Origin of the sequence: Neptunomonas phycophila (assembly GCF_001922575.1) — a bacterium.
GTDB classification, from domain to species: domain Bacteria; phylum Pseudomonadota; class Gammaproteobacteria; order Pseudomonadales; family Balneatricaceae; genus Neptunomonas; species Neptunomonas phycophila.
The window spans coordinates 2,050,264-2,063,253 of record NZ_MRCI01000001.1 but is presented as its reverse complement, the minus strand read 5'-3'; the positions used below and the strand labels follow the sequence as shown (position 1 = coordinate 2,063,253).

8 protein-coding genes and 1 riboswitch are annotated in these 12,990 nt (G+C 47.6%); of the genes, 3 read left to right on the top strand and 5 right to left on the bottom strand.

The features are described from left to right. The first annotated feature begins 96 nt into the window (after nucleotides 1-96). On the top strand, nucleotides 97-1,701 hold the full coding sequence (locus BS617_RS09310) for an NAD(P)/FAD-dependent oxidoreductase (protein ID WP_075172546.1): 1,605 nt from the start codon (nucleotides 97-99) through the stop codon (nucleotides 1,699-1,701). 107 nt (nucleotides 1,702-1,808) lie between these two features. Here the strand turns inward: BS617_RS09310 and BS617_RS09305 are convergent, their stop codons facing one another. Further along, the gene (locus BS617_RS09305; RefSeq protein ID WP_075172545.1) at nucleotides 1,809-2,999 is read right to left on the bottom strand and encodes an MFS transporter; all 1,191 of its coding nucleotides are present in this window, start codon (nucleotides 2,997-2,999) and stop codon (nucleotides 1,809-1,811) included. A 205-nt stretch (nucleotides 3,000-3,204) separates the two neighbouring features. Between BS617_RS09305 and BS617_RS09300 the strand changes: the two genes are divergently transcribed. Then, entirely contained in the window at nucleotides 3,205-4,116 is a 912-nt protein-coding gene (locus BS617_RS09300; RefSeq protein ID WP_075172544.1) for a DNA-3-methyladenine glycosylase 2, read from the top strand. 27 nt (nucleotides 4,117-4,143) lie between these two features. Here BS617_RS09300 and atzF read toward each other — a convergent pair whose 3' ends face one another. The 4 genes from atzF to BS617_RS09280 all read right to left on the bottom strand — a co-directional run bounded on the left by atzF (nucleotide 4,144) and on the right by BS617_RS09280 (nucleotide 11,108). Beyond that, nucleotides 4,144-5,985 (bottom strand): allophanate hydrolase, encoded by a 1,842-nt coding sequence (gene atzF / locus BS617_RS09295; RefSeq protein WP_075172543.1) that lies wholly within the window; start codon nucleotides 5,983-5,985, stop codon nucleotides 4,144-4,146. Next, complete coding sequence (gene uca / locus BS617_RS09290) at nucleotides 5,982-9,602, bottom strand: urea carboxylase (RefSeq protein WP_075172542.1); 3,621 nt, start codon at nucleotides 9,600-9,602, stop codon at nucleotides 5,982-5,984. Before uca ends, atzF begins: the two co-directional genes overlap by 4 nt. Nucleotides 9,603-9,702: 100 nt before the next feature. Further along, nucleotides 9,703-10,344, bottom strand: a complete 642-nt coding sequence (locus BS617_RS09285; RefSeq protein WP_075172541.1) for an urea amidolyase associated protein UAAP2 — start codon at nucleotides 10,342-10,344, stop codon at nucleotides 9,703-9,705. A gap of 11 nt (nucleotides 10,345-10,355) precedes the next feature. Further along, entirely contained in the window at nucleotides 10,356-11,108 is a 753-nt protein-coding gene (locus tag BS617_RS09280; protein ID WP_139303154.1) for an urea amidolyase associated protein UAAP1, read from the bottom strand. Between the two features lie 186 nt (nucleotides 11,109-11,294). Next, nucleotides 11,295-11,418, bottom strand: a riboswitch (guanidine-I (ykkC/yxkD leader). Between the two features lie 339 nt (nucleotides 11,419-11,757). On the opposite strand from BS617_RS09280, the gene mtnK reads away from it, so the two are divergent. Next, the gene (gene mtnK / locus BS617_RS09275; protein WP_075172540.1) at nucleotides 11,758-12,957 is read left to right on the top strand and encodes an S-methyl-5-thioribose kinase; all 1,200 of its coding nucleotides are present in this window, start codon (nucleotides 11,758-11,760) and stop codon (nucleotides 12,955-12,957) included. Nucleotides 12,958-12,990: the final 33 nt, after the last annotated feature.

Below are 12,990 nucleotides of genomic sequence, written 5' to 3'. Positions count from 1 at the left end.
ACCGCGCTGATAAGTCAGTAAAATGCGGCCTTTACTATAACTAAGTAACCCTCGGTCTAATTTTACGAAACTAGCGCCGCGTGTGTGGAAGCCAACATGATACGCCTTACAAATATTCAACTACCCTTAGATCACGATGAGTCTGCTATACGCTCTGCGGTGCTTGCGTTTTTATCGATTAATGACCACGAACTCATCAGTTACCACATACACCGGCGTGGTTATGATGCCCGTAAAAAAACAAATATTATTCTTATCTACACATTGGATGTAGAAACGACCAAAAATGAGAGCTTGCTCGAAAAATTTGCAGATCATCAGTTAGTTAAACCCACACCCGACATGAGCTACAAGTTTGTTGCACAAGCACCAAAACAACTGGAAGAGCGTCCTATTGTTATAGGTTTTGGCCCTTGTGGTTTGCTAGCTGGCTTGGTTTTGGCTCAAATGGGTTACAAGCCGATTATTCTCGACCGTGGTAAAGAAGTGCGCGAGCGCACTAAAGATACATTTGGCTTCTGGCGCAAAAAGATACTGAATACTGAATCCAACGTACAATTTGGTGAAGGCGGTGCCGGTACTTTCTCTGACGGTAAGCTATACAGCCAAGTAAAAGATCCCAACCACTATAGCCGTAAAGTACTGCATGAGTTTGTAGAAGCCGGAGCGCCCGAAGAGATCCTGTTTGTGAGTAAACCACACATAGGCACTTTTCGTTTAGTTTCTATGGTAGAGAAAATGCGCGCCCGTATTATCGAACTCGGTGGTGAGATACGCTTTAGTGCACGTGTTGATGATATCCAAATCGAGGACGGAAAAATTTCAGGTGTGGTGTTAGCAAATGGTGAGGTCATTAAATCGAGCCATGTTGCTCTAGCCATTGGCCACAGTGCGCGTGATACCTTCGAAATGCTGCATGCAAAGGACGTATACATCGAAGCGAAGCCGTTTTCGGTTGGCTTCCGTATTGAGCACCAGCAATCACTAATTGACGAAGCCCGTTTTGGACCTAATGCAGGTAATGAGATTTTAGGGGCTGCTGATTATAAGCTAGTACACCATTGTAAAGGTGGTCGTTCAGTTTATAGTTTCTGTATGTGTCCTGGAGGCACGGTAGTGGCGGCCACATCAGAGGAGAACCGTGTAGTCACTAATGGCATGAGTCAGTACTCGCGAGCGGAGCGTAATGCGAACAGCGCCATTGTTGTTGGCATAGACCCAACGGACTACCCGGGCGGCCCTCTGGCGGGTATTGAGTTCCAGCGTCAGTTAGAAAGCAACGCCTATCGGTTAGGTGGTGAAAACTATGATGCCCCAGCCCAAAAAGTAGGGGACTTTCTTAAAGGGGTATCTTCTGAAGCACTTGGTACGGTGGAGCCTTCATTTAAGCCGGGCATTAAATTAACCGACTTGTCTCACGCGTTACCTGATTTTTGTATTGACGCTATACGCGAAGCGATACCCGCATTTAACCGTAAAATAAAAGGCTTTGCACTGGACGATGCGCTGTTAACTGGCGTTGAAACGCGAACGTCAGCGCCTATTTGTATTAAGCGAGGCCCAGACTTCCAGAGCATAAGTACAAAAGGTTTATTTCCGGCAGGAGAGGGCGCCGGTTATGCTGGTGGGATCATGTCGGCGGCAATAGATGGCATTAAAGTAGCAGAAGCAATGGCGTTGAGCATCAATGCGCAGCGATAGCATAAGTTAGTCAATCGCTCACGCAGATTACTTGCGTGAGCGGTGTTTTACCACATTATTGTGCCGAGCGGCTTTTGCTAACCTTGTGGCGTGTATTAACGTTCCGGCTACAGCGCTTTTTTCTTGCCTTCTCGCATCGCCAGCCACCACATCACCAATCCACATACACTGAGAAATGATGCGGCATAGCCTGTATCAGCAATACTGAATCCCGCTGTGATCACTAAGCTACCCGCCCAAGGGCCAATGGCGTTAGCTAAGTTAAAAGCACATTGTACGAGTGCACCCGCCATAGCTTGACCTTCGGGCGCGATATCCATGAGGCGAGGTTGGATAATGGCGGCAAGGCCTATGCTGCAACCAATCAGAAAAACGACCGGCACTAGTGTGAGTAGGCTGCCCGCTGCGCTGGGGTAGATAGCCAGTACAATGGCAGAAAAAATAAGTATGAACAGTGCCGCTTTCATTGTGGACTTATCGGCCGCCCAGCCACTGACTAAATTACCGATGGTTGAACCCAAACCAAAGATGACCATCATAATAGGTATCCAGGCTGCCGGAGCGTGGGTTACTTGTCTTAGTGTTTCTGAAAGATAGGTATAAACACAAAAAAGGCCGCCACCGCCAATGGCAGCTATACCTAGGGTGTACCACACTTCGCGGCTTTTGAGCGTTTCTAGTTCTTTTAACGGACTAGCGCCTTCTTTAGCGGGTGGGTTAGGCGCAAAGACATAAATCATGATGGCTGCCATGATAAAAAGTAACGTGACCATAACGAAACTCCAACGCCAGCCAATGTTTTGTCCCATCCAGGTGGCTAAAGGAACACCGGCGATAGTGGCAATGGTCAACCCTAAAAATACCTGCGACATAACACGTGCTTTCATTGTCGAGGGGACCAGAGACGCGGCAAGCAGCATAGCTGTGCCAAAGTAGGCTCCGTGAGATAAACCACTGAGGAAGCGAAAAAACACTAACCACCCCAACGATGGTGATAGGGCACTTAAACCGTTGGCAACCGCCATAGCGGCTGTAAGTATAAGAAGTAATTTGCGGCGCCTAACCCTTACGGTCATCACCATTATAATAGGTGAACCAACCACCACGCCTAAGGCATAAGCACTGATAGCATAACTAACATGCTCAACACCAACCCCTAGGTTTTCGGCAATGTATGGCACCATTGTCATGGATGCGAACTCTGTCGTACCCAGCGCAAATGTACCCAAAGCAAGCGCAATAACAACCCACACAAGTCCTGCCTTAGGTGGTGTCGAATGAGTGATTGATGTGTCCAATGTCGTTAAGTCCTGTTATCGATCGTTACGAACACGATCAGGCATCATGTAAGAAGCGTATTTTGTGCTAGAAGTTTCAGAATGGGAAATGATTTGATGCAGTGAGATTGGAACAGTGTAATCTAGTCTTCAGTTGCTTAGCGTTCGCTTTAAAAAAGCAAATAGCTAAGGTCACCTAGAGTACGGCTTTTTGGTGGTTATTCGAATGACAGTACACATTGAGCTACCTGATAATTTTTCTGTTGATGCATTTTTATCTTTTCACCGACGCGATAACGCTATTGTCTCCGAGCAGATCACTGAGCGCACTTTGCAAAAGGCAATCATGCTCAACGCTAAGCCGGTAGTGTTAACTTTTATGTTTGGTAATAAGACGGTACAGGTTAGCGCTAAGGTCGCTGGGAGTGGCCCGCTTGTAAATAAGGGGGCATTGGAGAATGAGCCGATCGAGCATCTAGCTATTCATATGCTAGGACTAAGGCAATCGAGTGGGGAGTTTGAACATAAATTTTCTGATCACCCTCAAGTAGGGGAGCTTATACAACGGCAACGAGGTTTGCGTGTGCCGCAAACGGCAACTCCATTTGAGGCACTGAGTTGGGCCATCATTGGTCAGCAAATTAGTGTTGCCGCTGCTGTTAGTATTCGGCGCCGGATGATTATATCGGCGGGTCAATCGTTAACTGGGGAGGCACTATCGCACGCTTATCCAGATGCCAATGATTTGCTCTTACTAGGGCATGACGGGTTAAGAGCTTCTGGCTTCTCGCAAAACAAAGCGGCCACCATGATACGCGTTTGCGAGGGGGTGGTAGAGTACGATTTGTTACCAGTCCATGTATCATCCCAAACTGAGATGCAACGTGTGGTAGACAAGTTAGTTGCCATTAAGGGGATTGGTCCGTGGACGGTTAGCTATGCGTTACTTCGTGGATATGCATGGCTGGATGGTTCATTACATGGAGATGTTGCGGTAAGACGTAATTTGCAACCGTTCTTGTCGCTAGATGAGCCGCCAAGCGCAAAAGACACCGAAAAGTGGCTCAATCAGTTCTCACCTTGGCGGGCATTAATTGCAGCTCATTTATGGCAAAGCCAATCATTGTCGGGCTTTTGATTGGCTTTGCATATTAGGGAGGTCGGTTTACAAGCTTGCTAAATAAGCTCTCCAGCCTCCAAAGTGAGTAATGTCTGTAGCACCTTGTGTACCGATAGGCTCGCAAATGAAGCCGGCCACCCGTCGACCATCTAACAGTTCGACTTTACCTATCCCCAAGGGTTCTGGAATACCCGCCACAAAGCTTCCAAACTGCTCGGACGGCATTGCCCATATCTCAACTTCAATGGCAGCGCCATCGTTGCTGTCGGTATAAATAAGCCCGGGACGTAATGGAGGACCTCCTGCTAACGCCACCATTTTGTAATTCGGTGACGTTGTTGTTGCTTCCAATAAAACAGCGCCTCTCTCAGTAAGCTGCCAATTTAAGGGTTGTCCGCTAAGGTGAGCGCCGCATACCATCACGTTAATGACACGGCTATCAGCAACATTTGATTGTGTTAAAGCCGGTTGCGGACAATTAAAAGCACCTGTGGGTAAGGGGAATGTCTGTTGTACGCGGTTTGCAATGGATAGCAAAGCACGGTCGCTGAGTGCGGCGCCTACTAATGTAATACCAAAAGGCATTCCGTCGGCAGTAAATTGGGTCGGTACGGCAATCGAGGCCATATCCAATAGGTTCATAAAGTTGGTGTAATAACCCAGTTGGCTATTATGCAATATGGGTTCGGCTAGCATTTCTTCAATAGTAAAGTGGCGCCCAGCTGTGGGGGTTAGCAGGCAATCCAATGCATTTAATTGCGCGTAGCAAACTTGCTTTAGGTCATGCAGGCGGTACTCGGCGCTAAACAAGTCAGTGGCTTTAGGTTGGCTACCTTGTTCAATAATTTGGCGAACTACCGGGAATACCTGCTCAGGCTGCTCATCAATAATGGGTTGCGCGGCAAGGTAGCGTTCAGTCACCCAAGGGCCTTCGTATAGGAGCTTAGCCGCTTCATCGAAAGGTGCATAATCAATCTCTATCAGTTCAAAGCCGTTAGATGAGAGCGTATTGATCGTATCAAAATAGGCTTTTTCGTAAGCATCACTGCCAAAAAAGTTAAGTTGTTCTTTCGGGATAATACCCACTTTGAGCGGGCCTGATCTTAATCCGTATTGTCGTGTTTGATTACTGTATGGATTAGCGCGGCTATAGCCATCGGTAAGATCAAAACCTTCGGCAACCGAGAGCACTGTGTTGGCATCGTCTGTGTTGTATGCGAAGACGGTCATGCAGTCGAGGCTTCGGCAAGCCGGTACCATCCCCGTAGCGGAAAGAAGACCGACAGAAGGTTTCAGGCCGATGAGGTTATTAAAGCAAGCCGGAACCCGTCCAGAGCCTGCGGTATCCGTTCCAAGGCTAAACGTTGCTAGGCCCAAACCTACCGCGACGGATGAGCCAGAACTGGAACCTCCACTGACATAGGCGGGGTCAAAACTGTTATGGCAAGGCCCAATAGGTGATCGTGTGCCATTTAGGCCGGTAGCGAACTGATCTAAGTTCGTCTTGCCGACTGGAATAGCGCCAGCATCAATCAGTTGTTGAACCACTTTAGCTGATTGCGTGGGGGTATAGGCAAAGGCTTCGCAACCAGCTGTGGTCGGAATATGCGCTAAATCGATATTATCTTTTATTGCGAATGGAATCCCCCAAAGAGGATGAGTCTCTATCGGTTTGTGTTGTAATGCGTCTAAATAGATTTGAATCTCGCTATTGGTGAGAAGATGAATCCAAATATTGTAGTGGGATACTTCAGCGGCTCGTGCGTGAATATCAGCGATGAGCGACTCAGGCGTTTGTTTACCTGCTAGGTAGTCTGCGCGCAGTTCGCTGATTGTCATCGGCTGTTTAGCCGCCCCTAGGCGTTGTGTTGACGTGGATGTGTTCATGCGGATTCCTCCATAACAATAAGAGCGTGCCCTGCCTGCATTTGTTGGCCAGAAGAGACTAAAACGTGAGTAACAGTGCCTGCCGTTGGCGCATAAATGGGGATTTCCATTTTCATGGATTCGAGTATGAGTAGTTCTTGGCCTGCGCTAACGGTGTCACCCACTGTGACACTGGATTGCCACACGCTCCCTGATACAGGGGAGTCGATAACGGTACTGGATTCAGGCCATTGTGCTTCTGTCTGTTGGATTGTTTGTTCTTGCGCGGTGTAATTAAACTGCCCATCGCGATGCCAGCGTGCAAGCTCGTCACTAAAGGCTTGTTGGCGTTGTTCTGTGAATTGTTCGGTAGCGGCTGTGTTGTCAGCTAAGAAAGCCTCGTATTCAGATAAACTAAAGCAAGTCTCTTCAATGCGAAGGGGGTAACGGCCTTGCGGGAAGTCCTTGCGTATTTGAGTAAGCTCGTCATGCGATACTTCATAGAATCGGATTTGATCAAAAAAGCGCAATAACCAAGGCTGTTCAAATTCTTTAGTTTGTTTAAAACGGTTCCACATTTGCAGTGTCCGTCCAACAAACTGATATCCTCCGGGGCCTTCCATACCGTATACACACATATATGAGCCGCCAATACCCACAGAGTTTTCGGCAGTCCAGGTACGAGCCGGGTTGTATTTTGTAGTCACTAGGCGGTGGCGAGGGTCGACCGGTGTGGCTACAGGCGCGCCTAAATAAACATCGCCTAGTCCCATAACTAGGTATGAGGCGTCATAAACAATAGATTTAACATCCTCAATGCTATCTAACCCGTTAATTCGGCGGATGAACTCTAAATTACTTGGGCTCCATGGCGCGTTTTTGCGTACGGATTGATCATACTTTTCTATCGCCAGACGACAAGCATCATCATCCCAAGATAAGGGAATGTGTACTATGCGAGAAGGCACCGATAGTTCGGTAAGTTGTGCGTATAGTGCAAGCTCGCCTGTTTGAAGGTGAGTTAACAAATCCGATAAGCTGAGTTGCTGGCTGTCATAATGTATTTGTAATGAGCGGATACCCGGGGTGAGCTCGGCCATGCCTGTTAAGGGGTTTTGCTGAAGCCATTGCATGAGGGCATGCGCTCTAAACCGCAAACGGATATCAAGTACTTTGTCTCCATATTCGACAAGTAAAAAATGATCGCCAGCGGTGCGGTAAACGACATCGTCACCGACACGATCGGCGGACAAGTGCGCTACGATAGGTGAGCGAATATCAGCCGTTTTATAGTGACTAACTATGGGTGTTAGGCTTTCAATCGCTTGATTTTGCGTCGCTTCTAATTGGACGGCTTCTTCGATACTGACAGGGTGAAAGGCTATTTTATCTCCGGCTTTGAGCTGACCCAGTTTCCATAAATCGGCTGTGATGACGGTAGCCGGGCAAACAAACCCACCGAGTGAAGGGCCGTCGGGGCCTAAAATAACAGGCATATCGCCTGTGAAGTCGATGGTTCCAAAGGCGTAAGCATTGTCATGGATATTAGACGGATGCAGGCCGGCTTCTCCGCCATCTTTACGAGCCCAGTCAGGTTTGGGGCCGATCAAACGCACGCCTGTGCGGCTGGAGTTGTAATGGACCTCCCACTCATGCGCCAAGAAGGTGGTGATATCTTCTTCGGTAAAGAAGTCGGGGGCTCCATGAGGCCCGTATATAACGCGTATAGTCCAGGGTGCTTCTTGACTGGAAGGGAGTAACTCAGAATAGAGTGCTTCTGGGCTTACTCTGTCTGGTGTGGTTTGTTGGCAGCAAGACTCATCCATTGAGAGCACATCTCCAGCTCGCAAGGATCTGCCGTTATGGCCACCAAATTGGCCTAGGGTAAATGTGGAACGTGACCCCAAGTATTCGGGACAGTCGATTCCGCCTTTAACCGCTAAATAGGCCCGTGCTCCTTGCTCCTTTATACGCCCAAGCGTGAGTGTTTGTCCGGCCTGCACTGGTACGGTTTGCCACATAGGCACAGCCTTACCATCCAGTTCGGCGCTAATCTGAGCACCCGTGATGGCAATGGTCGTCTCTGTGCTAAACAACAGCTGTGGACCTTGAACGGCAATTTCGAGACCAGCACTATTTTCTGTGTTGTTGAGTAAACGATTGGCTAGCCTGAATGATCGTGTATCAAATGGACCTGAGGGCGGAACACCAACGTCCCAGTAACCTCGTCTTCCGGGTACATCTTGGATGGTCGTTTGTGTGCCTCCTTGAAGCACATCAATACGGCTAGGTGTAAAACGGAAGTCGTTGAGGTAGCGTGTAGTCACCTTACCTTGCGTTAAGGTTGGATCAACTGCCAAGGCGCTTAAGTAACTAATGTTGGTGACGCAGCCATAAATATGAGTGCTGGCAAGTGTATTGGATAAACGCGAAAGTGCTTTAGGGCGGTCGTCAGCATGTACAATAATTTTCGCCAGCATAGGATCAAAATACGGTGGTATTTCAATACCCGCCTCAATCCAATGGTCAATACGGATACCCTCACCGCAAGGAAACTCTACTTGGGTTAGTTTATCGGCACTGGGTTGGAAGTTTTTGTAGGGATCTTCAGCATAAACGCGAACTTGGATTGCATGGCCTGACGGCGATAATTGTGGGCGTAAACGCTCTATATCCCGTAATTCGTTTGCGGCTAGTTTTACCATCCATTCGACGAGGTCGATCTCATAAACCATTTCGGTTACGCCGTGCTCCACTTGCAGGCGAGTGTTGACCTCTAAAAAGTAAAACGCATTTGTGTCGGCATCCACGATGAATTCGACGGTTCCTGCGCCGCGATAGTGGGCATGTCGGAACAAAGACTCAGCGGTCTCATGTAACTGTTTGGCAACGCTGGCTGGTAAGTTAGGAGCTGGGCATTCTTCAACCACTTTTTGGTTGCGGCGCTGACTAGAACAATCTCGTTCGCCAATCGCTAGTGCGCCCCCCTCACCATCGCCAAACATCTGTACTTCAATGTGACGCGCTTTTGCGATAAATTTTTCAAGAAAGACGCCATCATCAGAAAAGTTATTAGCACCTAACCGCTTGATCGAATCAAATGCGCGAACAAGCTCGTCGCTGCTGTGGCACAGCTGCATACCAATACCACCGCCGCCTGCTGTAGTTTTGAGCATTACGGGGTAACCAATATGCTCAGCTGCTGTTGTAGCTTCTTCGATATCAGCTAATAATTCTGTACCGGGTAATAATGGAACGTTTGCATTGATCGCGAGAGCTCGTGCTTCGTGTTTAAGGCCAAACTTGCGAATCTGCTCGGGTTTGGGCCCTATAAAGCATAGGTTGTTGGCTTCACATGCTTCGACAAAGCCGGCGTTCTCACTGAGGAATCCATATCCAGGGTGAATCGCTTGCGCTTTTGATCGCCGGGCGATGTCAAAAATTTTATCTTGGTTTAAATACGTATCCGCTGCAGAACCTTCGCCTAGGGAGTAGGCCTCGTCTGCCTGCTGTACATGCAAACTATCCGCGTCACACTCGGCATAAACAGCAACACTAGTAATTTGCATGGCTTTGAGTGTGCGAATGATACGGGTGGCAATAGCACCACGGTTCGCGATCAGTATTTTAGTAAACATTGTTCACCTGATCCGGGCCGTCCCGGTGTGTTGTACACTGCAGGGTCGTCCATGCAGCGATGATCTGTTTGACTTGGCTTACCTATGTTTTGACCTTGGCTTAGTCCCACACAGCAATTTGGACTGGTGTAGGGTTATAGCCATTGCATGGGTTGTTGAGTTGAGGGCAGTTTGAAATCAGCACAATGACATCCATTACGGCTGTTAACTCTACATATTTACCGGGCGCCGAGATCCCGTCCTCAAACGTTAAACCACCTTCAGGAGTCACGGGTACATTCATGAAAAAGTTAATGTTGTGACTAATATCTCGTTTGTGCAGCCCATATTCAGGGTGTTCGGCAATAGCTAACATCCAACTATCACGGCAGGCGTGCATACAGCGTTTTTCCAAATCGTAGCGCACGGTATTACTCTCGGTAGCACAGGCACCACCCAGCGTGTCATGTCGACCACACGTATCCGCAACAATGCGGAGTAGGACATTGTTTAAGTTAGAGCGCAGCTCTGATCCGGTAGTGAGGTACACATTGCTTTGCTCGCGAATGGTATCCATGGCGCTGTAGCGTTCGGAAGGGTCGTTAGCGTTGAAAAACAGTGTATCAGCCGCTTGGTTACCCTCTAGGTCTACTATGCGAAAGGTTTGCCCCGCTTTAATCGTGCCTAGGTAGTAATTACCCGCTTTTATTGATTGGGTGTAACGTGCGTTGTCTATGAGTAAGTCGCTAGCAATAACTGACATTTTTGAGCTCCTTATCGGCCTAAGTGGTAAAGCGCATTGTTTTGGAAGCCACGACGGTTTTCATCGCAGGCAGTAAGGCATGCATCAGTGGTTGTGACTGGTTCTGCTTCCCCTAGTTGGATGTGCACTGGCTTGCGCGGGTAGTTGTCTGCTTGGTTCATGGGGTGAGGGCAGGTATGTAAAATGACGAGTGTGTCCATTTCAAATCGTAAAGTCAGCTGGGCTCCAGCGGCTTTGCTGGGGGCTAATTGCATCTTGCCGGTTTCATCGGTCACGATTTGGCTAAACCAGTTAACGTTGGCGGCTAGGTCTGCTTGCCCCAGGCCATATTTTGCTAGTTCAACGAGGAAGGCATCATGGCCATTTTGCATCCAGTCGTTACGGTTGCTTTGGTAATCCCTAACACCCCAGCGCTTAATATGGTTCGCATGGCTATTACCGCATACGGTGTCGTGCCAGCCGTGAGTATCTTCAATAATCGATGCAAAAATACGACCCATATCTGAGTAAAGACAGTGCCCTTGGGTAAGTTTGAAAGTATGTTGGCACTTGAGGCTGTCAGGCGCGTTATAACGCTCTAACAGGTTCTCAGGGTTATAAAATAACATGCCAACATTTGCGCCACCTTGCGTGTCGGTTAGCCGCATGATGGTTCCTTTACGCATACGCAAGGACCAATGGCTCGCACCGGGGATATCTGTGCTGTAGTCCATTGAACGTATCAGTGAGGGATTAGGGCGTGACGAATCTATTGAATTAGACATAGTAAGTTCCTTCAACGGGTCGAGCCGCTTACCGCAGCAAAAATAGAAAAAAGCACTATAAAATGTGTGCTCACGGCAAGGCGTGTTGGGGGAAGTAGGAGCGGTATTGCGAATGATCTAAGTTGTGTCATGCAGAGCCTCTCTTGTAGATAACACGTTGAATACACATGGCATTTTGCCAAATGAATCTCCCGGGCTTTTGTCCCGCCGTGTAACCTTTGCAAGAAAGGTCGAGTGCTCTTGGACCAGGCATTAATCCCACATTATTTTCAATGTTGGGGATATAATCGGAACCCTAGCGCTCTATTAATCAGATTGTATGTCTCGTAACCACTAGGTTACCGACCCTGTAGATTAAGCAATTTAAATTCCATTTTTTATAAAGTCATTTAATATCATGGAGTTATGTTTGTTTTCGAAATTTGTAAATGTACAAAAACTGAGTACATAAGTGTTTTTATGCACTAGAGTGCGCCATTTTGTCGGTTTGTAAATCAATATGGTGCGCCTTAGCGTAGGGCAAGCTTTAGTTTTTCACTATAATGATGCTTTAAGCTGCCCCACTATGTCTTAATTGGGCACTATAACAATTTAAAAATAACAGAGTGCTCATTTACGTTGACGTGGGCGCTGGGATTGGATTTTCATCATGACGTATTCAAAATTTGAAGATGATGCGGCAGTTGTCGCGTTTGTGCGTGCGCATACTGATCAATTTACCGCTGATGAGCCTCTGCACGTCGAAGAGATTGGCGACGGCAATATCAATTACATTTATCGGGTAAAAGGCAATGAGGGCAGTGTCATTGTGAAACAAGCATTGCCTTACATTCGAATTATTGGCACTGATTGGCCGCTTTCCATTGATCGTATCCGTATTGAGGCGCAAGTTCTTCAAACAGAAGCGATGTGGGCGCCTAATTTTGTGCCTAAAATGTATGCGTTCTCTGCTGAAGAGTCGGCGTTTGCCATGGAAGATATTGGCGATCACGAGAACCTGCGTTTTGCCTTTATTGAGCGGCACCCATTGCCATCATTAGGTGAGCATTTAGGCCTGTTTTTAGCTGAAACCTTATTCCATACGTCTGATTTTTATCTGGATTACGAGACTAAAAAACGCGCTGTAGCCAACTATATTAATCCTGGCTTATGCAAAATTACTGAAGATCTGTTTTTTTGGGATCCGTATTGCGACCATGAACGCAACAGCATTAGCCCACCGGTATTAGAAGCTGCTCAGGGCTTGTGGAATGATAAAGCGCTTAAGATAGAAGTGACCAAGCTAAAGCGTCAGTTTATGAACTGCCCAGAGGCTCTGGTTCATGGTGATCTACATGCGGGCTCTGTTTTTGTTCGGGCTGATAGTACTAAAGTCATTGACCCTGAATTCGCCTTTTATGGCCCCATGGCGTTTGATATTGGATCGATCATTGGTAATGTTTTGCTGAATTACGCAGGGCAGTTTGGTCTTGCAGGCCCCAAAAACGAACGAGATGATTATCAGGCATTTTTGTTAGGTGAGATTGTTAATTGCTGGTCTGCTTTTCATAAACGCTTTACAGACCTCGTAGCCGAAAAGTCAGACGAACCGACAATGAGTCAGCCCGATTATGTTCAGGCATTTTTGGCTGATGTGTGGTGTGAGACCGTTGGGTTTGCCGGTACTGAAGTGATCCGACGCACTATTGGGCTGGCTCACATTGCGGATATAGACTCAATTGACGACATTGAACTGCGCGCTAAGTCTGAGCGTTGGGCGTTAGCGTTAGGGCGTGAGATGATTGTTAACAGACACTCGATTTCTAGTCCAGATGCGTTGAATGCCATTGCTTTAGCCTTGCCCTACTGAATTGTGTATTAAATATGTCAGTTTGATTAAGTT